Genomic DNA, 23,266 nt, shown 5'->3' with positions numbered 1-23,266 from the left:
TCTCAAGGAGAAGCGGATGAAACAGTATTTGATTGCCCCCTCAATTCTGTCGGCTGATTTTGCCCGCCTGGGTGAAGATACCGCAAAGGCCCTGGCAGCTGGCGCTGATGTCGTGCATTTTGACGTCATGGATAACCACTATGTTCCCAACCTGACGATTGGACCAATGGTGCTGAAATCCTTGCGTAATTACGGCATTACCGCCCCTATCGATGTACATCTGATGGTGAAACCGGTTGATCGCATTGTGCCGGATTTCGCTGCCGCAGGTGCCAGCATCATTACCTTTCATCCTGAAGCCTCCGAGCATGTTGATCGCACGCTGCAACTGATTAAAGAAAATGGCTGTAAAGCGGGGCTGGTATTTAACCCGGCGACACCGCTGAGCTATCTGGATTACGTGATGGACAAACTGGATGTGATCCTGCTGATGTCCGTCAACCCTGGTTTCGGCGGTCAGTCTTTCATTCCACAAACGTTAGATAAACTGCGCGAAGTACGTCGTCGTATCGACGAGTCTGGCTTCGACATTCGACTGGAAGTGGACGGTGGCGTGAAGGTGAACAATATTGGCGAAATCGCTGCGGCGGGCGCGGATATGTTTGTCGCTGGCTCCGCTATTTTCGACCAGCCAGACTATAAAAAAGTCATTGATGAAATGCGCAGTGAACTGGCAAAGGTAAGTCATGAGTAAGTTTGAAGATATTCGCGGCGTTGCCTTCGATCTCGATGGCACGCTGGTTGACAGTGCTCCCGGTCTGGCTGCTGCGGTAGATATGGCGCTGTATGCGCTGGAGTTGCCCGTTGCAGGCGAAGAGCGTGTTATTACCTGGATTGGTAATGGCGCAGATGTGCTGATGGAGCGGGCATTGACCTGGGCGCGTCAGGAACGTGCGACGCTGCGTAAAACGATGGGCAAACCGCCCGTTGATGACGATATTCCGGCAGAAGAACAAGTACGTATTCTGCGTAAGCTGTTTGATCGTTACTATGGCGAAGTTGCTGAAGAAGGCACGTTTTTGTTCCCGCACGTTGCCGATACGCTGGGCGCATTGCAGGCTAAAGGCCTGCCGCTAGGTCTGGTTACCAACAAACCAACTCCGTTCGTCGCCCCGCTGCTGGAAGCCTTAGATATCGCAAAATACTTTAGCGTGGTTATCGGCGGCGATGACGTACAAAACAAAAAACCCCACCCGGACCCGCTGCTACTGGTGGCTGAACGTATGGGCATTGCCCCGCAACAGATGCTGTTTGTCGGCGATTCTCGCAATGATATTCAGGCAGCAAAAGCAGCCGGTTGCCCTTCAGTTGGCTTAACCTACGGATATAACTACGGCGAGGCTATCGATCTCAGCCAGCCTGATGTAATTTATCACTCTATAAATGACCTTCTGCCCGCATTAGGGCTTCCGCAAAGCGAAAATCAGGAATCGAAAAATGACTAAGCCCATCGTTTTTAGTGGCGCACAGCCTTCAGGTGAATTGACCATTGGTAACTACATGGGTGCGCTGCGTCAGTGGGTAAACATGCAGGATGATTACCATTGCATTTACTGCATCGTTGACCAACACGCCATCACCGTGCGCCAGGATGCGCAGAAGCTGCGTAAAGCGACGCTGGATACGCTGGCGTTGTACCTGGCTTGCGGTATCGATCCTGAGAAAAGCACTATTTTTGTTCAGTCTCACGTGCCGGAACATGCGCAGTTAGGCTGGGCACTGAACTGCTATACCTACTTCGGCGAACTGAGCCGCATGACGCAGTTTAAAGATAAATCTGCGCGTTATGCCGAGAACATTAACGCTGGTCTGTTTGACTATCCGGTGCTGATGGCTGCGGACATCCTGCTGTATCAAACCAATCTGGTGCCGGTCGGCGAAGACCAGAAACAGCACCTGGAACTGAGCCGCGATATCGCCCAGCGTTTCAACGCGCTGTATGGCGATATCTTTAAAGTACCGGAGCCGTTTATTCCGAAATCTGGCGCGCGCGTAATGTCACTGCTGGAGCCGACCAAGAAGATGTCCAAGTCTGACGATAACCGCAATAACGTTATCGGTCTGCTGGAAGATCCGAAATCGGTAGTGAAGAAAATCAAACGTGCGGTCACTGACTCCGACGAGCCGCCGGTAGTTCGCTACGACGTGCAGAACAAAGCGGGCGTTTCTAACCTGCTGGATATCCTTTCTGCTGTAACGGGCCAAAGCATTCAGGAACTGGAAAAACAGTTCGAAGGCAAGATGTATGGTCACCTGAAAGGCGAAGTAGCTGAAGCGGTTTCCGGTATGCTGACTGAATTGCAGGAGCGTTATCACCGTTTCCGCAATGATGAAGCCTTCTTGCAACAGGTAATGAAAGACGGCGCAGAAAAAGCCAGCGCACACGCTTCCCGCACGTTGAAAGCGGTTTACGAAGCGATTGGTTTTGTGGCGAAGCCTTAATTCACTATTGATACCAAAAACCGGGGAAACCCGGTTTTTTTACGTCGTTATTTGCAATAACCCAAAAAAATGTGAAGCATCTCGCCGTTTCCACATCTGCTTGTTGCGCCTTATCTTCATTTTCATGAAGATATAAATATTCATTTTATTGAAAATTTATTATGCGTCGAACGTTTATCAAAAAAGAAGGCGTCGTCATCACGACGCTGGCTCGTTATTTGTTAGGTGAAAAGTGTGGTAATCGCCTGAAAACTATAGATGAACTGGCAACTGAATGCCGTTCATCCGTTGGCCTGACGCAGGCAGCGTTGAAAACGCTGGAATCAAGCGGAGCGATACGGATTGAACGCCGTGGGCGCAATGGCAGTTATCTGGTAGAGATGGATAACAAAGAACTGCTGACCCATGTTGATATCAACAATGTGGTATGTGCGATGCCCTTGCCCTATACCCGCTTGTACGAAGGTTTAGCGAGCGGATTAAAAGCTCAGTTTGATGGCATTCCTTTTTACTATGCGCATATGCGTGGTGCGGATATTCGCGTGGAGTGTTTGCTTAACGGTGTCTATGACATGGCGGTAGTTTCGCGACTGGCGGCAGAAAGTTATCTCACGCAAAAAGGATTATGTCTTGCGCTGGAGTTGGGGCCGCATACCTACGTTGGCGAGCACCAGTTGATTTGCCGTAAAGGGGAGTCCGGTAACGTGAAGCGCGTGGGGCTGGATAACCGTTCGGCAGATCAGAAAATCATGACCGATGTCTTTTTTGGCAGTAGCGATGTGGAGCGAGTCGATCTCTCTTATCACGAGAGTTTACAGCGCATTGTTAAAGGCGATGTCGATGCGGTTATCTGGAACGTGGTGGCGGAAAACGAACTGACCATGCTGGGATTAGAAGCCACGCCGCTCACAGACGATCCGCGATTTTTACAGGCTACTGAAGCCGTGGTTTTGACGCGAGCCGATGATTACCCGATGCAACAATTGCTGCGTGCGGTTGTTGATAAACACGCCCTGCTTGCCCATCAACAGCGAGTGGTCAGTGGGGAACAGGAACCCAGTTATTAAACGAAAGGCATCTAAAATGGAAACCAGACTCAACCTGCTTTGCGATGCAGGGGTCATCGATAAGGACATCTGCAAAGGCATGATGCAGGTCGTCAACGTACTGGAAACAGAATGCCATCTACCAGTGCGCAGTGAGCAGGGAACGATGGCAATGATACATATGGCGAGTGCGCTGATGCGCAGTCGTCGCGGCGAACAGATCCAGCCACTGGATGACGAGTTGCTGGCTGAACTGTCGCAATGTCGCCACTGGCCAGCGATCATGCAGTTGCACCAGGTGTTATTGCAGGGATTCGCGCTGGAAGTTAACCCGTGTGAAGAAGGCTATTTGCTGGCCAACCTTTATGGATTATGGATGGCCGCTAACGAAGAGGTCTGAAGCCCACAACAAATCCACGTCGCATATCTTAAATATTCAAAAAAATGAATATTTGATTCAAGGAACAGAAACGAGGCAACAAGATGTTTGTAGAAGCATTGAAACGCCAGAACCCGGCACTGATTTCTGCCGCACTAAACCTGTGGCAGCAGGGCAAGATAGCCCCGGACAGTTGGGTTATCGACGTGGATCAGGTACTGGAAAACGGTAAGCGGTTGATTGAGACGGCTCGGCTTTATGGTATTGAGCTGTATCTGATGACCAAACAGTTCGGTCGCAATCCGTGGCTGGCGGAAAAACTGCTGGCGCTGGGATACAGCGGTATTGTGGCGGTGGATTACAAAGAGGCGCGAGTGATGCGCCGCGCAGGTTTGCCGGTGGCGCATCAGGGGCATCTGGTGCAAATCCCTTGTCACCAGGTCGCTGATGCCGTTGAACAGGGCACCGACGTCATCACCGTGTTTACCCTTGCCAAAGCGCGGGAAGTGTCTGCGGCAGCGGTGAAAGCGGGGCGGATTCAGTCTGTGCTGCTCAAAGTTTATAGCGACGATGATTTTCTTTATCCGGGACAGGAAAGTGGTTTTGCTCAACATTCGTTGCAGGAAATTGTCGCTGAAATCCAAAAACTGTCAGGACTCCATTTAGCGGGACTTACCCATTTCCCTTGCCTGCTATGGAATGAGAGTGCCGGGAAAGTTTTGCCGACGCCGAACCTCCAGACGTTGGTCAATGCCCGCAACCAGCTGGCGGAATCTGGTGTTGCTGTTGAGCAATTAAACGCACCTTCAGCAACCAGCTGTACTTCGCTGCCATTGCTGGCGGAATACGGTGTTACTCATGCCGAACCTGGTCATGCGCTGACGGGCACCATTCCGGCAAACCAACAGGGTGACCAGCCTGAACGCGTAGCCATGCTCTGGTTAAGCGAAATATCCCATCATTTTCGTGGCGATAGCTACTGCTATGGCGGCGGCTATTACCGTCGTGGTCATGCGCAACATGCGCTGGTGTTTACGCCAGAAAATCAAAGCATTACTGAAACATATCTCAAAGCTGTGGATGACAGCAGCATCGACTACACCTTGCCTTTGGCGGGTGAGTTTCCGGTGAGTAGCGCGGTGGTGCTCTGTTTTCGTACACAAATTTTTGTTACCCGCAGTGATGTCGTGCTGGTGTCCGGTATTCAGCACAGAGCGCCGGAAATCGTAGGCCGTTATGACAGCCTCGGCAACCTTCTGGAGGCGTAAATGGCGCGATTTGTGGTGTTAGTGATTGATAGCTTCGGCGTGGGAGCAATGAAAGATGTCACGCGGGTACGCCCGCAGGATGCCGGAGCCAATACTTGCGGTCACATTCTTTGTGAGTTACCGCATTTACAACTGCCAATGCTGGAGAAGTTAGGGCTTATTAATGCTCTGGGCTATGCCCCCGGAGATATGCAGCCATCGGATTCCGCAGTCTGGGGTGTGGCGGAACTGCAACATGAAGGTGGCGATACCTTTATGGGACATCAGGAAATTTTAGGTACGCGACCACTGCCGCCGCTGCGGATGCCCTTTCGTGATGTTATTGACCGTGTTGAGCAAGCATTAATTACTGCGGGCTGGCAAGTAGAGCGCCGTGGCGATGAGTTGCAGTTTCTGTGGGTTAACCAGGCCGTGGCAGTTGGTGACAATCTCGAAGCGGATTTAGGCCAGGTCTATAACGTTACCGCCAATCTCTCCGTAATACCGTTCGATGAAGTCATCAAAATAGGTCGTGTGGTGCGTGAGCAAGTTCAGGTTGGCAGAGTGATCACATTTGGGGGGCTGTTAGCGGACAGCCAGCGCATTCTCGATGCCGTAGAAAGCAAAGAAGGACGTTTTATTGGCATCAATGCGCCGCGTTCTGGCGCTTATGACAACGGCTTCCAGGTCGTGCATATGGGCTACGGCGTTGATGAAAAAGTGCAGGTGCCGCAACAGTTGTATCAGGCGGGCATACCTACGGTTCTGGTGGGAAAGGTAGCGGATATCGTCAGTAATCCTTATGGCGTGAGCTGGCAAAATCTGGTGGATAGCCAGCAGATTATGGATATCACCCTCGACGAGTTTAACGCTCATCAGACCGCGTTTATTTGCACCAATATCCAGGAAACCGATCTTGCCGGTCATGCAGAAGACGTCGCACGTTATGCCGAACGTTTGCAGGTCGTTGACCGTAACCTTACTCGCCTTGTTGAGGCGATGCAGCCGGATGATTGCCTGATCGTGATGGCTGATCACGGTAACGACCCGACCATTGGACATAGCCACCATACCCGCGAAGTGGTGCCGGTACTGGTTTATCAGCAAGGGCTGGTTGCAACTCGTCTGGGGGTTTGTTCCACGCTCTCTGACGTAGGAGCCACTGTATGTGAATTTTTCCGCGCATCGCCGCCACAAAACGGCACTTCCTTTTTATCGTCCTTTCGCTTTCAGGGTGACTCTTTATGACCATCGACTCGACCGGCTACACCCTTGCCCATGAGCATCTGCATATTGATCTCTCCGGCTTTAAAAACAACGTAGATTGCCGCCTTGATCAATATGCGTTCATTTGTCAGGAGATGAACGACCTGATGGCGCAGGGCGTGCGTAATGTGATTGAGATGACCAACCGCTACATGGGGCGCAATGCGCAATTCATGCTTGATGTGATGCGCGAGACGGGGATCAACGTGGTGGTCTGTACCGGTTATTACCAGGACGCGTTTTTCCCGGAACATGTGGCGACCCGCAGCGTGCAGGAACTGGCGCAAGAGATGGTCGATGAAATTGAACAGGGTATCGATGGCACCGACCTGAAAGCCGGGATCATCGCAGAGATTGGTTCCAGCGAAGGAAAGATTACGCCGCTGGAAGAGAAGGTGTTTATTGCCGCCGCGCTGGCGCATAACCAGACCGGATGTCCGATCTCCACGCATACCTCTTTTAGCACGATGGGGCTGGAGCAACTGGCGCTACTGCAAGCCCACGGAGTTGATCTTTCGCGTGTCACCGTCGGGCACTGCGATCTGAAAGACAACCTCGACAACATTTTGAAGATGATCGAACTCGGCGCGTATGTGCAGTTCGACACCATTGGCAAGAACAGTTACTACCCGGACGAAAAGCGTATTGCGATGCTTCATGCGCTACGCGACCGTGGGTTGCTGAACCGCGTCATGCTGTCGATGGATATCACGCGTCGCTCTCATTTAAAAGCCAACGGTGGTTATGGCTATGACTATTTATTTACCACCTTTATTCCACAACTGCGCCAGTCAGGATTCAGTCAGGCCGATGTGGATGTGATGTTACGTGAAAATCCCTCTCAATTTTTCCAATAAGGACAGACTCATGAAAAAGATTGGCGTTGCAGGCTTACAGCGTGAGCAGATTAAAAAAACCATTGAAGCGACGGCTCCTGGCTGTTTTGAAGTTTTCATTCATAACGACATGGAAGCGGCAATGAAAGTGAAATCCGGGCAACTGGATTACTACATCGGCGCGTGTAATACCGGTGCGGGTGCGGCATTGTCGATTGCCATCGCGGTGATTGGCTATAACAAAAGTTGCACTATTGCCAGGCCGGGCATTAAAGCGAAAGACGAACATATCGCCAAAATGATCGCCGAAGGGAAAGTGGCGTTTGGGCTTTCCGTTGAGCACGTCGAACATGCGATTCCGATGCTGATTAACCATCTGAAATAAAAGGCACGACTATGGATCTGTATATCCAGATTATCCTGGTGGCGTGCCTGACCGGTATGACATCATTTCTGGCGCATCGCTCGGCGGCTGTTTTCCATGATGGTATTCGCCCGATCCTGCCACAACTGATTGAAGGCTATATGAACCGTCGCGAGGCGGGGAGTATCGCTTTTGGTCTGAGCATTGGTTTTGTGGCCTCGGTGGGGATCTCTTTTACCCTGAAAACCGGCTTGCTCAATGCATGGCTGCTTTTTCTTCCTACCGATATTCTCGGCGTACTGGCGATAAACAGCCTGATGGCGTTTGGTCTTGGCGCTATCTGGGGCGTGTTGATCCTTACCTGCCTGTTGCCAGTAAACCAGCTGCTGACCGCGCTACCGGTGGATGTATTAGGTAGTCTGGGGGAACTTAGCTCGCCGGTGGTTTCAGCTTTTGCACTGTTCCCACTGGTGGCGATTTTCTACCAGTTTGGCTGGAAGCAAAGTCTGATCGCCGCTGCCGTCGTGTTGATGACCCGTGTGGTGGTGGTGCGTTTTTTCCCGCATCTTAATCCGGAATCCATCGAAATCTTTATTGGCATGGTAATGCTGCTGGGGATCGCCATTACTCACGACCTGCGTCATCGTGATGAAAATGACATCGATGCCAGCGGGCTTTCGGTGTTTGAAGAGCGCACGTCGCGGATTATCAAAAACTTACCGTATATCGCCATCGTGGGAGCATTGATTGCTGCCGTTGCCAGCATGAAGATTTTTGCCGGTAGCGAAGTGTCTATTTTCACCCTTGAGAAAGCGTACTCCGCAGGCGTAACGCCGGAACAATCGCAAACGCTGATTAATCAGGCGGCTCTGGCGGAATTTATGCGCGGGCTGGGTTTTGTACCGTTGATTGCCACCACCGCGTTAGCCACTGGTGTGTATGCGGTTGCGGGCTTTACCTTTGTTTATGCGGTGGGCTATCTCTCGCCGAATCCGATGATTGCGGCGGTATTAGGCGCCGTAGTTATTTCGGCGGAAGTCCTGTTACTTCGTTCGATCGGCAAATGGCTGGGACGCTACCCGTCAGTGCGTAATGCGTCGGATAACATCCGTAACGCCATGAATATGTTGATGGAAGTGGCGCTGCTGGTCGGCTCGATTTTCGCGGCAATCAAAATGGCAGGCTATACCGGATTCTCCATCGCGGTTGCCATTTACTTCCTCAACGAATCTCTCGGTCGTCCGGTACAAAAAATGGCGGCACCAGTGGTGGCAGTAATGATTACCGGTATTCTGCTGAATGTACTTTACTGGCTTGGCCTGTTTGTTCCGGCTTAAGGAATGCACTTATGAAGACGTTTCCTCTGAAAAGTCTGACCATTGCTGAAGCGCAGCAGAAGCAGTTTGCGCTGGTGGATAGCATTTGTCGCCATTTTCCTGGTAGCGAATTTCTTACCTGCGGTGATTTGGGATTAACGCCGGGGCTGAATCAGCCTCGCATTACCCAGCGTGTGGAGCAGGTGCTGGCAGATGCGTTTCATGCGCCAGCGGCGGTGCTGGTGCAAGGCGCTGGCACAGGAGCGATTCGTGCCGGGCTGGCGGCTTTGCTTAAACCAGGGCAGCGTCTTCTGGTGCATGACGCGCCCGTTTATCCGACGACACGCGTCATCATTGAACAGATGGGGCTGACGCTTATTACTGTTGATTTCAATGACCTGTCGGCACTTAAGCAGGTCGTAGACGAGCAACAACCTGATGCGGCGCTGGTGCAGCATACGCGCCAGCAGCCGCAGGATCGCTACATTCTGGCAGAGGTGCTGGCAACGTTGCGCTCGGCTGGCGTTCCTGCGTTAACCGATGATAACTATGCGGTAATGAAGGTGGCGCGAATCGGCTGCGAATGCGGGGCGAATGTCTCGACATTTTCCTGCTTCAAGCTATTTGGGCCAGAGGGTGTTGGTGCGGTGGTAGGCGATGCCGACGTTATCAACCGTATTCGCGCTACGCTCTATTCCGGCGGTAGTCAGATCCAGGGCTCTCAGGCGCAGGAAGTCTTGCGTGGGCTGGTTTTCGCGCCGGTGATGCATGCGGTACAGGCGGGCGTTTCTGAACGGCTGCTGGCTTTACTTAACGGCGGCGCAGTGCCGGAAGTTAAAAGTGCCGTCATTGCCAATGCGCAGTCGAAGGTGTTGATTGTGGAGTTTCATCAGCCGATTGCCGCCAGGGTGCTGGAAGAAGCGCAGAAACGCGGTGCGTTACCGTATCCGGTGGGCGCGGAGTCGAAATATGAGATCCCGCCGCTCTTTTATCGCCTTTCCGGAACGTTTCGCCAGGCGAATCCGCAATTAGAACATTGTGCGATTCGCATTAATCCGAATCGTAGTGGTGAAGAGACGGTGCTGCGGATTTTGCGTGAGAGTATTGCCAGTATTTAATGCTGGATAGCACCGTCAGCTAAATTCCGCACCGCACATTCCCCTCGCCCCTCTGGGGAGAGGGGGAGGATGAGGGGAATGTGCGGGATGTAAAATTCAGTGCGCCAGCATCGCCGGATGCGATGCTGGCGCATCTTATCCGGCCTACGGTTAATGTCGTTGGTTATCAATCGTTAAGGTGATGCGATTGGCGCGGCAGAAGAGTTCCGAAACGTGCACTGGTTTGTCATTCTGATCAAAGGCGATTTTGCTGATGCGAAACAAGGGTTCGCCCAGTTCACACTTCAGCCATTTTGCCTGCGCGCGCGTAGCGGCAAAGATATCAATGGTCTTTTTGTCGCTGACCACTCGCGTGTCAAAACGCTCCTGAAATAACTGATAGGTGGAGCTGCCTTCGACATAAATCGCATCAAAATCAGGATAACGTGACAATGGGATCCACGAGCTATCAATAAACAGCGGCTCTTTATCAAGATACATCACCCGGCTGAGACGGAACACTTTGCTGTTGCCAGGAATATTCAGCTTCTCGCAAAACGGCGCGGCGCTGACCTGCTCTTGCTCGATCACTTTCTCTTTCGTCGGTTTACCTTGCGAAACACCAAAGTCGGTAAAGCCGCTAACGGTCAGCAGGGCGTTTTCAACTTTCTGACTTTGCACAAAGGTGCCTTTACCCTGCCAGCGGATCAGTACACCGTCCGCCACTAAGTCGCTGATGGCTTTACGAATGGTGATGCGGCTGACGTTGTACTGCGTACACAGCTCGTTTTCGGTAGGGATCTGTTGCCCAGCCTGGTAAACTCCCTGCGCGATATCATCCAGCAGCCGCTGGCGGACGGTGGCATAGAGCAGTTGATGAGAGTAGCGGTCCGTAGCTGACATAATCGACCCTGAAATAAAGAATGAATTACACGGATTATAGGGTCGTTTTCCGGCAAGTAACAGCACGTTGGCGTGAAGATCCTCACGCCAACGTTATGCCTACCAGGCACCGTGATACTGAATGGTTTGCGCTGCACACGCCGTTCCCTGCGCCATCGCCTGTGGTAATGTCATCCCCGCAGACCAGCCGCAAAGGAATCCGGCAATGAACGAATCTCCGGCACCCATGGTGTCGATAACCGTCACCGGTTCAGGAGACTGACGCCAGAACTGTTCGCCATCCCAGGCAATGCTGCCGTTTTCGCCCAGCGTGACAATCACTGTTCCTGCGCCACGGGCAACAATCGCCTTCATCTTCAGACGCAGCGCCTCGTCTTCTTGCGGCGCGGAGGCAAAGGCAAAATCGAGATGCGGCACCAGTGTCTGCCAGAGCGGGCTGTCCCACTTGTCGGAGAAGTCGAAAGCGGTAAGTTTGCCCGCTGCGTGCAGGTGCGGGAATGCGTCCTCCGCATGTCCCCAGATTGCCGCGTGCACAATGTCATACTGCGCCAGCCAGGCGTAATCCTCTTCGCTCAGGGCAAAGTCGGCCATCACGCCTTCGGTGTAGTCGCCAAAAACGCGATCGTTGTCGTGCAGTTCCACCTGAGTTTGTGCGGTAACGCCGTGTTTCGTATGGACATGGCTGATATCGACGCCCATGCGGGCAAGATCCTGCTTAAGCGTCGTGCCGTAGTCATCGTCACCCACCCAGGTAATGCATCCTGGCTTTATGCCGTAGCGAGTGCAATACACTGCCACGTTCACCGCATTACCGCCAGAAAATGCTTTATTCAGTTGCGGGTAAATGTCGACGCAGTTATCGCCGATTGTCGCCAGGGTTTTCATCACGCATCCTCCGGCAGCAGCGTGCGAAAGCGTTCCAGCGCCTGGCGGGCGTAGAGTCTGGGTTCGTTCATATACATCGTCACCAGTTCCACCGTACAGTAACCGTCATAACCTCTGTCGATGATATCGCGCATCAGCTCCCGCAACGGCATTTTGCCTTCACCGGGGATGTAATGGGTGTCGCTGGCTCCGTCGCTGTCGACAATATGCAGATGACGCAGTTTATCGCCCAGTTTGTCGAAATAACTCATCACCGGCTCTGCCTGGACATACGGCGCGCAGATGTCGACCATGCTGAACAGACGCGGCGAAGGCACCAGCGCCAGCGCATGAAGCACATCGTTGGCGTTACACACGACGTTCGATTCATACGGCGTTAACGGTTCGAGGATCAAATCCATACCGATATTTTCCGCGTACTCGCACAATTCGCTTAAGTTCTCTGCCAGCCGCCCCCAGATAACATCAGGCGGCGTGAGATAACCCGCGTGAGCCGCAGAAATCAGCGTATAACCGGCGTTCATCTCTTTCGCCATATCCATCGCCAGCTTGATCATGTCGAGGCTTTCGCGACGCATATGCTCATCGCCCAGCATCATGTTATACGGATAACCATTGGTTTCTGGCGTGTAACCGATAATCGGCATCTGATACGTCTGCGCCAGTGCCTTAATGTGTTTGAGGCCGCCTGCTTTTAAGTCCGGCGCGAAGGCATGCGGACGCCCGCCCCAAATTTCAATGCCATCGTAACCCAGCTCGCTTGCGTCACGGAATGCGTGTTCAATAGGCAGCCGCTGGTGGCCGCAGGTAAACATACCTGTTTTCATCGGATAACTCCTTGCGTAAATCCGGCCCGTTGCCAGGCCGGGAGAGGGGATTAATATTCCACCAGACCACCGTAATAGCGGCGTTCATCCGGGTTGTGATCTTTGTAAATTGACAGGTAGTAGCAGAGCCACTCCATCGGCACGAACATCAGGAACGGCGCCAGCCACGGATGTAGCCCTTGCGAAATTTCGGCGTAATCGATGACGATCACGTTGTCGGTACGCTGTTTGACAAAGTTAATGGCGCGTTCGGTGGTATGGCGGCTTTCGTCATTGCCGAGCAGGAACAGGAATGGAACGCCCGGTTCAACAATCTCCAGCGGGCCGTGGCGGAACTCACCGCTCTCAATCACACAGCCGTGGGTCCAGGTAAATTCCATCAGCGTTACAATGCCTTCTTTGTAACCCAGCGGACGCAGCGGTCCCGCAGAAACCGTGTAAATCATCGGCCACTGGCTGGCCTGTTCACCGAGCTGGCGACCTTTCTCTTCCCATGTACGCACCAGATGACCGAGCGCATCCGGCAATTGCTTAAGATCGTTTTTGATCTTGCCGATTTCCGCGTTTGGCGCGAGGCGGGTGATCATCTCCAGCACCACGCTGTAGCAGAGCAGCAGGTGAATTTCCCAGATGCAGTCGGCCTGATAATCAATGGTAAACTCTGCCGCCGAAGTAATCGGGCTGTCCGCGCGTTTGGTGAACGCCGCAGTGAGTGCACCGCAGGCCCGGCCCAGTTCCAGCGCCTTGATTACCTCTTCGGTTTTACCGTAGTCAGAAACGCCAATCACTGCACAACGATCGTCGAGGCGATGCGGGGTGTTATCGCAGAACTCCCAGCCGGAAATAGCGTAGACCTGAAGATCGGAAAAACGATCCGCCAGATGTTTCGCCGTTTGCGCCGCGTTGAGCGGCGATCCGCAGGCAACGAAATAAATACGATCAATGTCGCGCTTCACCATCTCTTCCACGATGGTATGCACCAGCGGAACGTCATGGGTGAGTACTTTTTCTACTTCCTGAACCATATTTTCGGTGACCAGAAAGTCCACGGTGCTTTTATCAATATCTAACATTTCACTTTTCTCCAGATAACATTACGACAAAGCGTTGAGCTGGCTGCTCCGCTTCGCCCAGAAGGCGTAAGCAGGCAGACCAGTAGCAATAACGATGACGGCGCAGATAAGGCCGGGAATAGGTGCCCAGACAAAAGTTGAGGCAACCAGAATGAGGCTTGATGCAATGGCGAGGGTAGTCATCAGCCCGAAAGCCGGAGTACGCCACAGCGGTTTGTAATCGTCGCGTTTACGACACCAGATGATGGAGCCGAAGGTGAGGGTGTTTTTGAAACACATCACCAGCGTGAAGTAGCCCAGCAGGCTGGTGAGATCGGAAACGAAGATGAAGAAGATCCCAAGCGCCCCTTGCAGGATGATGGAAACATCTGGCGTGTTGTATTTCGGATGCACATGCCCGAAGCATTTGAAGAACAAATTGTCTTTCGCCATCGCGTATTCCAGGCGCGGCTGGTACATCACGCAACTGGAAAGCGAGCCGAGAATGACGATCATCGCCGTGACGGCAACGAAGATCCCGGCGGTGCTGCCGAGTGCGGGGATCCAGGTCAGGGCGTCGGAAATCGGCGTTTCAGAGTTGGCGAGTTTATCGAAGGGCATCAGCCCGGAAATCACCAGCGCCAGCAGGGTGTAAAGCACTAAAACCAGCAGGCAGGAGCCAATCAGCGCTCGCGGCATGGTTTTGCCGGGGTTTTTGATTTCACCAGTCATATAGCAGATGGAGGCCATGCCGGTATACGACCAACTGGTGGCAGAGATCCCCGCCAGTAGCGCCATAAAGCTGCCCGTCGCGCCAATCGAGGTGGTGGAAGGGGCGGTAAAATTCTCCGCTTTAAACCAGAAGATCCCAAGGCCAATGACGATAGTGAACGGGATAATTTTGGCGATGGTAATCAGCGTCTGAAACGCTGCGCCGCCTTCGACGGATCGCAGATGCAGCAGCATAAAGGCGATAATTAACCCGGCGGCGATAAATTTACCGAGCAGAGGATCGATAGGCGTTAAAAAGCCAAGATTGCTGACAATCGCCAGCGCCATGATTGACAGTGAAGGCGCATCGTTGGCCCAGAAGCTGGCCCAGCCGGAGAGAAAAGCCAGCGGTCGGCTACCGGCATTTTTTAAATAAACATAATCTGCGCCATTTTCCGGATAAGCGGTTGATAGCTCCGCATAGACGCACATTTGCGGGATCACAATTAACCCGCCGATGACAAAAGCGAGCACCGTCAGCCACGGCGTTCCCGCCGCTTTAGCGACTTCACCCACGGAGACGAAAATACCGGAGCCGACGGTTGTCCCGACGGCGATTGCAAGAACGGCCCAAAATCCGAGCTTGCGTTGGAGTTCCTGGCTTCCCATAGCGATACCTTTTTCTTGTCCAACACGTTGTAGGGGAGAGTTTGCAGTCATTTAAAAGGTAACATGACAATGCATGATGAATATAACAACATATAATGTTATGTGTTGTGGAGGAAGATCACAAAATTTTGCACAGGATCGTGTTGTGGCGGGAGTGAATGACTATCGCATTGAAATTAAAATGAAATTATTTTTACAGGCAGGGGGAAAGAAGGGCATAGAAACAAATACGCCCTCGGGGGATCCAGAGGGCGTCAGGCAATTAAACCGACATTAACCGATTTCTATTAAGAGATTACTGTGCAGTAGGACCGCAGCCGCCAATGATTTTAGAAATAGAAATTGCCGGGTGCAGCAGGTAGTCGTAAGAGCAGTTTTTATCACGGTTTTCGATATGACCGGTACATGCAGTCAATGTAGCCAGTACCGCACCTACCAGTGCTACTTTAATAAATTTGTTCATTTTCATTCCCTATGTAAAATATATCGAGTAATATTCATTAATTATATGAATATAAGCAAACAGCTCGTTAGAGACAATACAGGAATATCTATTACACGTCAGTGAGTGGGCTATTAATATTTCGATTATATTTGTAAGCCCCTGTAACTGTAGGTGGTTATTAAAATAAGGAATTAGTTAAAAAGTTGTTTTATGTCTAATGAAGATAAAAATTAATATGGTGATTATTGTAAATAAAAAAAGGTCAGAAATATCTGACCTTAATTAAATTTGTTTAAATTAATGGTTTGAGAACCAGTTTAATTTATCGCGCAAACCAACAACCCGGCCAATAATAATTAATGATGGACTGTTCATTTGCTGCGCCAGATCGCCCAGCTGCGCGAGCGTACCGTCAATCACGCGTTGCGTTACCGCCGTCCCGTTTTCGACAATCGCCACTGGCATTTCGCCTGGCATTCCGTGTTCAATCAATTTTTGCTGAATGGTCGCAGCCTGATTTAGTCCCATATAGAATACCAGCGTCTGTTTTTCTGCTGCCAGGTTTTCCCAGTCCAGCTCACCACCGGTTTTTAAGTGTCCGGTAATTAAGCGTACGCTCTGAGCATAATCGCGATGCGTAAGTGGAATACCCGAATAAGCAGAGCAACCAGAAGCTGCGGTAATACCCGGAACTACCGAGAACGGAATACCCGCGTTGCACAGTGTTTCCAGCTCTTCGCCACCACGGCCAAAAATAAACGGATCGCCGCCTTTCAGACGCACCACGCGTTTGCCTTTTTGCGCTTCCCGCAGCAGGATCTGGTTAATCTCTTCCTGTGGTACGCAGTGGTATCCCGCGCGTTTACCGACGAAAACGCGGTCAGCATCGCGCCGTACCAGATTCATAATATCGTCAGAAACCAGACGGTCGTAGACCACCACATCAGCCTGCTGAATTTGTTGCAGACCTTTCAGCGTCAGTAGCCCGGCATCGCCAGGGCCGGCGCCAACCAGCACCACTTCACCGCGATGGTCAAGCGGCTCGTTGATTAACTGTTCGGTCGTTTCAGTAATGGCTTTCTGATCGTTATTCGCCAGCGACTGCGCCAGGCGGTCATTAACGAACAGTTTTTCCCAGAAACGGCGACGCTCGCCCATTGTCGCGAACTGTTGTTTCACCCGACCGCGTAACTGCCCGGCGTATTTCGCTACCTGGCCCAGATGTAGCGGCAGCAGTGATTCGAGTTTTTCGCGCAGCAGTCGCGCCAGAACCGGCGAGGTGCCGCCAGAGGAGACCGCTACCATCAACGGTGAGCGGTCAATAATCGACGGCATAATGAAGCTGGCGGCTTTCGGCGCATCGACCACGTTACAGAAGATGCGGCGAGCTTCGGCGGCTTCGCTGACGCGCTGGTTAAGCGCGTCATCATCCGTCGCGGCAATCGCCAGCCAGCAGGGGTCGAGAAGGCTTTCATCAAATGGCCCTTCGACGAGGGTTAACATGCCAGCATCTGCCCATGCGGTGAACTGTGGAATAAACGCTAATGCATTCACCGTTAAGCGAGCGCCCGCGTCTAACAGCAACCTTGCTTTGCGTTCCGCAACATCACCACCGCCGACAATCAGACAGTCGCGATCGCGTAATTGGCAAAATATAGGCAAATGATCCACGTAAAAACCCCTTACTGATTAACCTGCAGCCGTTTCAGTTTGATTAAATTTGTCCGCAACCGGACGATTCGCTTTCGGCGTAGCATACCAATAACCCAATCCCATGAATACGGCGCCCGATAAAGTATTACCCAGCGTCACCCACAGCAGGTTATGCCCAATACCTGCCAGCGTGTAGGCTTCGCTGTGGTTGCCGAACCAGGAGAGCGCGAACAGCGTCATGTTAGCGATGGAGTGCTCATAGCCAGACGCGATAAATGCCAGCAGACACCACCAGATAGCGATAAATTTCGCCGCCCCTTCAGTGCGCAGCGCCATCCAGATAGCCAGGCAAACCAGCCAGTTACACAATGCGCCTTTGAAGAACAGTACCATTGCCGGTGCAGTGGTTTTAGCCAGCGCGACGGAGTGAACGATGCTGGTATCTACCGGCAGCAGGCTACCGCCGCCCCAGCTATAAAGCATGGCAACGAAGACGGAACCTACCAGGTTACCCAGCCAGGTTTGCGGCAGGATTGCCCACATTTGCCCGTGGCTAATGGTGCCCGCTTTCACCCCAAAGGTGAGGAACATGGTGTGTCCGGTGAACAGTTCAGAACCGGCGATAATTACCAGCGTTAAGGCGATACCAAAGGTCGCGCCCATCACCAGAGGACGGACGGATGGATCGAGCAGGTTACCGAGCGTGAAAATCAGGATGATCCCAAGACCCACATACGCGCCCGCCATGGCGGAGCTGACCCAAAAGCCGAGCGGGTTATTTGCCGACAGGCGTGCAATGCGCGCAGCGTTAGCCGCACACTTATTAATAGTGTTTGTAAACATTTGATTATCCTTTAAAAAATAAAAACAAAAAATAAAACAAAAAGTTTAAAAAATGTCCTGCAATATACCGAAGGTTATTACAGGACCATGCAAAAAGGGGAGGCATTGCGCCTCCCGTTAAAACATTAACCGCGTAGCTGTACCACGCCGTTTTTCACTCGCGCTTCGTAATGCTTGACGGAAAACTGTTCGTCTTCCATGCACAAGCCGTCGCTTAAGCGAAAACGCTGTTTTTTCAGCGGGCTGGCAACCCACAGCTCACCCTGATGCTCCGCAATCAGCCCGCGTGACAGCACGCTGGATTCGAAGAACGGATCGATGTTGCTGATCGCAAACACCTGGTCGCTGTGATACGGGCGGAAAATTGCAACCTGCTCGTCACCTAACAGCGCGCAGACGCCGGTTTCAGGCAGGATGTCATCGATTTTGCAGATGTCTTTCCACTGGCTCATGCGTTGTCCTCCACCAGAGTTACCGGGATACGTTCATACGGCGTTGCCGGACGGTGCTGTTCGCGCTCTGGCACCATCTGCACGTTCGGGTCACGCTTGTCGCTGTTGATGAAGTGTTTGAAGCGAGTCTGCGCAGACGGCGTATTAACCGTTTCAGTCCACTCACACACTACCGCTTCACGCAGGCGCGCCATCTCCTCTTCCAGATGTGCGTTCAGCCCCAGTTTGTCGTCAATGATCACCGCTTTCAGGTAATCAATACCGCCTTCGAGGTTTTCTAACCACGGCGCGGTACGCGTCAGTTTGTCGGCGGTACGGATGTAGAACATCATGAAACGGTCGAGATATTTGATCAGCGTTTCGCGATCGATATCCGCCGCCAGCAGATCCGCATGACGCGGTTTCATGCCGCCGTTACCGCAAACGTACAGGTTCCAGCCTTTTTCGGTGGCGATGATACCCACGTCTTTACCCTGAGCTTCTGAACATTCACGGGTACAGCCAGAGACACCGAACTTCATTTTGTGCGGAGTACGGATGCCTTTGTAGCGGTTTTCCAGTTCCACGCCGAGGCCGACGCTGTCGCCAACGCCGTAGCGGCACCAGGTGCTACCCACGCAGGTTTTCGCCATACGCAGTGCTTTCGCATAGGCATGACCGGTTTCGAAGCCGGCTTCAATCAGCTGACGCCAGATCTCCGGCAGATCGTCTTTCTGTGCGCCAAACATCGCCAGGCGCTGGGAGCCGGTGATTTTGGTGTAGAGATTAAATTCACGCGCGATACGACCTACCGCCATCAGCCCTTCCGGGGTGATTTCACCGCCCGGAGAACGCGGGATCACCGAGTAGGTGCCGTCTTTCTGGATGTTAGCGAGGAAGTTGTCGTTAGAATCCTGCAGCGGAGTATGTTCCGGCTTCAGAATGTATTCGTTCCAGCAGGAGGCCAGCAGCGAACCGACGGTCGGTTTACAAACTTCACAACCGTAGCCTTTGCCGTGTTTCGCCAGCAGTTCTTCGAAGGTTTTAATGCCTTCAACGCGGATCAAATGGAACAGTTCCTGACGCGAATAAGCAAAGTGTTCGCACAGGTTGTTGTTAACTTCGATACCCTGTTTCGCCAGTTCCGCATTCAGTACCTGAGTGACCAGCGGGATACAGCCGCCGCAGCCAGTACCGGCTTTGGTTTCGGCTTTCAGCGCCGCAACGGTGTGGCAGCCTTTGTTGATAGCAGCAATCAGGTCGCCTTTGGTGACGTCGAAGCAGGAGCAGATTTGTGCGCTGTCCGGCAGTTTATCTACACCGATAGATGGCTTACCGCTACCGGAGTGCGCTGGCAGGATCAGGGAATCTGGGTTTTCTGGCAGTTCGATAGCGTTCAGCACCAGTTGCAGCAGGTTGCCGTAATCGCTGGTATCGCCCACCAGTACCGCACCGAGCAGGGTTTTGTTGTCTTCGCTGACAACCAGGCGTTTGTAGATCTCTTTGCTTTCGTCGAGGTAAACATAGCTACGAGCGCCTGGTGTACGGCCATGCGCATCGCCAATACCGCCAACGTCCACGCCCAGTAGTTTCAGCTTGGCGCTAAGGTCAGCGCCTTCAAAGGCGTTTTCGCTACCGAGAATGTGGTCAACGGCGACCTGCGCCATTTTGTAACCTGGTGCGACCAGACCAAAGACACGGTTGTTCCAGCTTGCGCATTCACCGATAGCGTAGATATCCGGATCGGAAGTCTGGCAGGAATCATTGATTACGATACCCCCACGCGGAGCAACGTCCAGACCACACTGGGTCGCCAGCTTATCGCGCGGACGGATACCGGTAGAGAAGACGATAAAGTCAACTTCCAGCTCGCTACCGTCGGCAAAACGCATGGTTTTACGCGCTTCGACACCTTCCTGCACAATTTCAAGGGTGTTTTTGCTGGTGTGAACGCGCACGCCCATACTTTCGATTTTGCGACGCAGCTGCTCGCCGCCCATCTGATCAAGCTGTTCCGCCATCAGCATAGGGGCAAATTCGATAACGTGGGTTTCAATGCCTAAGTTTTTCAGCGCGCCAGCGGCTTCCAGACCTAACAGGCCACCGCCAACAACGGCACCGCGCTTGCTGCGACGGGCGCAGGATTCAATCGCGTTGAGGTCTTCAATGGTGCGATAGACAAAGCAATCCTGGGTATCAGAACCTTTGATCGGCGGGATCCACGGGTAGGAACCGGTCGCCATGATCAGCTTGTCATAATAAACGGTACGCCCGGCGCTGGAGTGAATCACCTTCTCCTGACGGTTGATGGTGATAGCGCGTTCGCCGACCAGAACTTTAATGCCGTGTTTCTCGTAAAAGCCTTCGCGCACCAGCGACAGCTCTTCGGCGGTGTGGTGAGAGAAGTAAGACGAGAGGTGTACGCGGTCATAAGCGATGCGCGGTTCTTCACAGAAAACGGTAATATCAAAGTTGGCCGCATCAGATTTATCAAGAAGATCTTCGATAAAGCGATGGCCGACCATACCGTTACCGATAATTGCGAGTCTGACTTTGCTCATTTTTGCCTCGATTTCTTTTCTATTACCGCCTACCTTAACGATTCAGCAACCCCACTTATTGATGCAAATCAAATTCACCTTTATATACTCCTTAAGAGGTATATTGCTGATTTGTATAAATATTCTTAAGTCACGGAATTGTCTGATATTTCATGTTTGTGCAAAAAACAGACAAAATAAAAGCATTTATAGAGATGAAGGCACGTTGCGGGAGAAGAGCTGAATAAGCCGGACGACAAAAGTGCCGCCCGGCATTGGCAATTAATGAGAGGTCAGGGTGTTGTGCTGACGGTGACGGCTGACAAAACCTAACAGGAAGCACATCACGAATACCACAGCGTACAGACCGTTTGCAGTGAGCAGTGCCGCCTGTGGACCGCTATGTTCTACGATCGGACCGGTAACCACAAAGGTCAGCATGGTGCCGATGGTTCCACAGGTGAGTACGAAGTTAACCAGTTTTGGCGATGGTACTTTTGTCTGCTGGGAACCCAGCGTGATGATGGTGGTATAGATTGCGCTGGAGAAGAAGCCCAGAGCAAGAATAGACCATGCCATATGCGCTGGTGTTCCGGTGTTAAAGACGTACATCAGAATCGCAGCCAGGCCTGCCAGCACGGTCAGAATACGTTGCAGGTCAAAGAAACGCAGAATAAAGCTGAACGCCCACATGCCGACCATGTACGACATCCAGAAGTTGCTTACCAGCGTACCCGCGTCGTTCAGGCTCATGCCCAGACCTTTGGCGTACTCTGGCACCCAGGAGATAAAACCTAGCTGACCGAGGATGTAGCACAGCGCAGCAATCGAGAGAAACAGCACGCCGATCCCCCACTTTTCTTTCGCTACCGGGGCGTCAGCTTTTGACGCATGTTTGCCCAGCGCCGGGAACTCACAGCCGAAGGTCAGAATAAAAATAGCGACGTACACCAACCCGATGCAGGCATAAACCCAGTACCACTCAATGCTGCGCGCCAGCAGAAATGCGGCGATCATCGGGAAAATCATCCCGGCCATACTGAAGAAGGAGTCGGTAAACAGCAGACGGGAACCGCGCTGGCGCCCTTCATACATTTGCGTTACCAGGAATGTACCAATCGACATGGTGATACCGCTGACCACCCCAAGGATGAACATCGCCGCCGAGAACAGCGCCAGGCTGTGGCTGAACATCAAACCGGCAACCGCCAGCACCATCAGGAGAAAGCCAAAACGTAACTGCGTTTTCAACGGGACGATTTCCATCAGCCATGCGTTGAGGAAGATAGAGATTAAAATGCCGGCGTTGAGGAAGGTGAAGGTATTACTCATACTGGAAACGGGCAGATTGAAATAATCGGCGATATTTCCCATCACCATCCCGGTGACAATAACCAACGCACCGGTCAGTGCGTAGGAAAGAAAGCTAATCCATGTGAGCTTGATGCGATTGCTGTTAGTCATGATTGGCCTGCGTTAAAAGATAAATGGCATAGTGGATATGCTGTGAGCGGGCGATTTTAGGTGATTTTGTGATCTGATTAAATATTTAATTGCAAACGGTTGCTAATTTGCAAACATTAAAGTGATTCTGATCACGAAATAAAAGTGATCATCAGGTTACATATATTTCAAGTACGTAAAATTAGGTAAAGGAATGGCCTTGTTATTGAAGGCTATTTAGAATCTCTCCACTTGCTTTTTTTCTGCTCTGTTTGTTAAGGAAATCTCATGTTCAAATCGACCCTGGCGGCGATGGCTGCTGTTTTCGCTCTTTCTGCTCTCTCACCCGTAGCAATGGCAGCGAAAGGGGATCCGCACGTATTGTTAACAACCTCTGCTGGTAATATCGAACTGGAGCTGGATAGCCAGAAAGCGCCGGTATCAGTGCAAAACTTTGTCGATTATGTGAACAGTGGTTTTTATAACAACACCACCTTTCACCGCGTTACCCCTGGCTTTATGATTCAGGGCGGCGGATTTACCGAGCAGATGCAGAAAAAAAACCAAACCCGCCAATCAAAAATGAAGCCGATAACGGCCTGCGCAATACGCGCGGCACTATTGCTATGGCGCGAACTGCGGACAAAGACAGCGCAACCAGTCAGTTCTTTATCAACGTAGCCGACAATGCCTTCCTTGACCACGGTCAGCGTGATTTCGGCTACGCCGTCTTTGGTAAAGTGGTGAAAGGTATGGACGTTGCCGATAAGATTTCCCAGGTGCCGACTCATGACGTTGGTCCATACCAGAATGTGCCGTCAAAGCCGGTCGTTATCCTTTCCGCTAAAGTCCTGCCGTAACGATTTCTCGC

Annotated in this window: 22 protein-coding genes and 1 pseudogene; 12 read left to right on the top strand and 11 right to left on the bottom strand. The window is 52.1% G+C overall.

All coding sequences use genetic code 11. From position 1 onward, the window contains the following. The first annotated feature begins 16 nt into the window (after positions 1 to 16). The 11 genes from rpe (at position 17) to LG381_RS02415 (ending at position 10,014) form a co-directional block, all read left to right on the top strand. Positions 17 to 694 (top strand): ribulose-phosphate 3-epimerase, encoded by a 678-nt coding sequence (gene rpe / locus LG381_RS02465; protein ID WP_000816280.1) that lies wholly within the window; start codon positions 17 to 19, stop codon positions 692 to 694. Next, entirely contained in the window at positions 687 to 1,445 is a 759-nt protein-coding gene (gene gph / locus LG381_RS02460; RefSeq protein WP_000032690.1) for a phosphoglycolate phosphatase, read from the top strand. Before rpe ends, gph begins: the two co-directional genes overlap by 8 nt. Further along, entirely contained in the window at positions 1,438 to 2,442 is a 1,005-nt protein-coding gene (trpS, locus tag LG381_RS02455) for a tryptophan--tRNA ligase (RefSeq protein WP_225761980.1), read from the top strand. The genes gph and trpS overlap by 8 nt, the downstream gene beginning before the upstream one ends. Positions 2,443 to 2,603: 161 nt before the next feature. Further along, positions 2,604 to 3,509 (top strand): GntR family transcriptional regulator YhfZ, encoded by a 906-nt coding sequence (yhfZ, locus tag LG381_RS02450; protein WP_225761979.1) that lies wholly within the window; start codon positions 2,604 to 2,606, stop codon positions 3,507 to 3,509. 16 nt (positions 3,510 to 3,525) lie between these two features. Next, entirely contained in the window at positions 3,526 to 3,888 is a 363-nt protein-coding gene (locus tag LG381_RS02445; protein WP_010348351.1) for a hypothetical protein, read from the top strand. Between the two features lie 83 nt (positions 3,889 to 3,971). After that, complete coding sequence (locus LG381_RS02440; RefSeq protein WP_225761978.1) at positions 3,972 to 5,135, top strand: YhfX family PLP-dependent enzyme; 1,164 nt, start codon at positions 3,972 to 3,974, stop codon at positions 5,133 to 5,135. Next, on the top strand, positions 5,136 to 6,362 hold the full coding sequence (locus LG381_RS02435) for a phosphopentomutase (protein ID WP_225761977.1): 1,227 nt from the start codon (positions 5,136 to 5,138) through the stop codon (positions 6,360 to 6,362). It abuts the gene before it with no gap. Then, positions 6,359 to 7,237, top strand: a complete 879-nt coding sequence (locus tag LG381_RS02430) for a phosphotriesterase-related protein (protein ID WP_032226647.1) — start codon at positions 6,359 to 6,361, stop codon at positions 7,235 to 7,237. Before LG381_RS02435 ends, LG381_RS02430 begins: the two co-directional genes overlap by 4 nt. 10 nt (positions 7,238 to 7,247) lie before the next feature. Further along, complete coding sequence (locus LG381_RS02425; RefSeq protein ID WP_024212436.1) at positions 7,248 to 7,601, top strand: DUF2620 domain-containing protein; 354 nt, start codon at positions 7,248 to 7,250, stop codon at positions 7,599 to 7,601. An 11-nt stretch (positions 7,602 to 7,612) separates the two neighbouring features. Beyond that, positions 7,613 to 8,917 carry a YhfT family protein gene (locus tag LG381_RS02420; RefSeq protein ID WP_000366826.1) on the top strand — a complete coding sequence of 435 codons (1,305 nt, stop codon included), beginning with the start codon at positions 7,613 to 7,615 and terminating at the stop codon, positions 8,915 to 8,917. 11 nt (positions 8,918 to 8,928) lie between these two features. Then, positions 8,929 to 10,014, top strand: coding sequence for an aminotransferase class I/II-fold pyridoxal phosphate-dependent enzyme (locus LG381_RS02415; RefSeq protein ID WP_000847117.1), 1,086 nt, complete (start codon positions 8,929 to 8,931; stop codon positions 10,012 to 10,014). 150 nt (positions 10,015 to 10,164) lie between these two features. On the opposite strand, the gene frlR is transcribed toward LG381_RS02415, so the two are convergent. From frlR to tsgA, 11 genes are all read right to left on the bottom strand, one after another. Beyond that, on the bottom strand, positions 10,165 to 10,896 hold the full coding sequence (gene frlR, locus LG381_RS02410) for a DNA-binding transcriptional regulator FrlR (RefSeq protein ID WP_225761976.1): 732 nt from the start codon (positions 10,894 to 10,896) through the stop codon (positions 10,165 to 10,167). Positions 10,897 to 10,995: 99 nt separating this feature from the next. After that, a complete protein-coding gene (gene frlD / locus LG381_RS02405; RefSeq protein ID WP_175119069.1) occupies positions 10,996 to 11,781 on the bottom strand; it encodes a fructoselysine 6-kinase in 786 nt (261 codons plus the stop codon). Further along, positions 11,781 to 12,608 carry a fructoselysine 3-epimerase gene (gene frlC / locus LG381_RS02400; RefSeq protein WP_225761975.1) on the bottom strand — a complete coding sequence of 276 codons (828 nt, stop codon included), beginning with the start codon at positions 12,606 to 12,608 and terminating at the stop codon, positions 11,781 to 11,783. The genes frlD and frlC overlap by 1 nt, the downstream gene beginning before the upstream one ends. Before the next feature lie 50 nt (positions 12,609 to 12,658). Further along, on the bottom strand, positions 12,659 to 13,681 hold the full coding sequence (gene frlB / locus LG381_RS02395; RefSeq protein WP_105290260.1) for a fructoselysine 6-phosphate deglycase: 1,023 nt from the start codon (positions 13,679 to 13,681) through the stop codon (positions 12,659 to 12,661). 21 nt (positions 13,682 to 13,702) lie between these two features. Continuing rightward, a complete protein-coding gene (gene frlA, locus LG381_RS02390) occupies positions 13,703 to 15,040 on the bottom strand; it encodes a fructoselysine/psicoselysine transporter (RefSeq protein WP_233074296.1) in 1,338 nt (445 codons plus the stop codon). Between the two features lie 295 nt (positions 15,041 to 15,335). Next, positions 15,336 to 15,503 carry a YhfL family protein gene (locus LG381_RS02385; protein WP_001031834.1) on the bottom strand — a complete coding sequence of 56 codons (168 nt, stop codon included), beginning with the start codon at positions 15,501 to 15,503 and terminating at the stop codon, positions 15,336 to 15,338. Between the two features lie 279 nt (positions 15,504 to 15,782). Next, positions 15,783 to 17,156: a siroheme synthase CysG gene (cysG, locus tag LG381_RS02380; protein WP_105280498.1), complete on the bottom strand. Its 1,374-nt coding sequence runs from the start codon at positions 17,154 to 17,156 to the stop codon at positions 15,783 to 15,785. A gap of 18 nt (positions 17,157 to 17,174) precedes the next feature. Next, on the bottom strand, positions 17,175 to 17,981 hold the full coding sequence (gene nirC, locus LG381_RS02375; RefSeq protein ID WP_225761974.1) for a nitrite transporter NirC: 807 nt from the start codon (positions 17,979 to 17,981) through the stop codon (positions 17,175 to 17,177). 125 nt (positions 17,982 to 18,106) lie between these two features. Beyond that, on the bottom strand, positions 18,107 to 18,433 hold the full coding sequence (gene nirD, locus LG381_RS02370) for a nitrite reductase small subunit NirD (RefSeq protein ID WP_225761973.1): 327 nt from the start codon (positions 18,431 to 18,433) through the stop codon (positions 18,107 to 18,109). After that, on the bottom strand, positions 18,430 to 20,973 hold the full coding sequence (nirB, locus tag LG381_RS02365) for an NADPH-nitrite reductase large subunit (RefSeq protein WP_000049233.1): 2,544 nt from the start codon (positions 20,971 to 20,973) through the stop codon (positions 18,430 to 18,432). The genes nirD and nirB overlap by 4 nt, the downstream gene beginning before the upstream one ends. 261 nt (positions 20,974 to 21,234) lie before the next feature. Further along, on the bottom strand, positions 21,235 to 22,416 hold the full coding sequence (gene tsgA / locus LG381_RS02360; RefSeq protein WP_222680801.1) for an MFS transporter TsgA: 1,182 nt from the start codon (positions 22,414 to 22,416) through the stop codon (positions 21,235 to 21,237). 267 nt (positions 22,417 to 22,683) lie between these two features. On the opposite strand from tsgA, the pseudogene ppiA reads away from it, so the two are divergent. After that, positions 22,684 to 23,255: pseudogene (gene ppiA, locus LG381_RS02355) on the top strand (peptidylprolyl isomerase A). The last annotated feature ends 11 nt before the right edge of the window (positions 23,256 to 23,266 follow it).

The organism is Escherichia sp. Marseille-Q3837, from assembly GCF_916618735.1.
Taxonomy (GTDB): Bacteria; Pseudomonadota; Gammaproteobacteria; order Enterobacterales; family Enterobacteriaceae; genus Escherichia; species Escherichia ruysiae.
The sequence above is the reverse complement of the archived record's forward strand: the minus strand, read 5'-3'. Positions and strand labels throughout refer to the sequence as shown.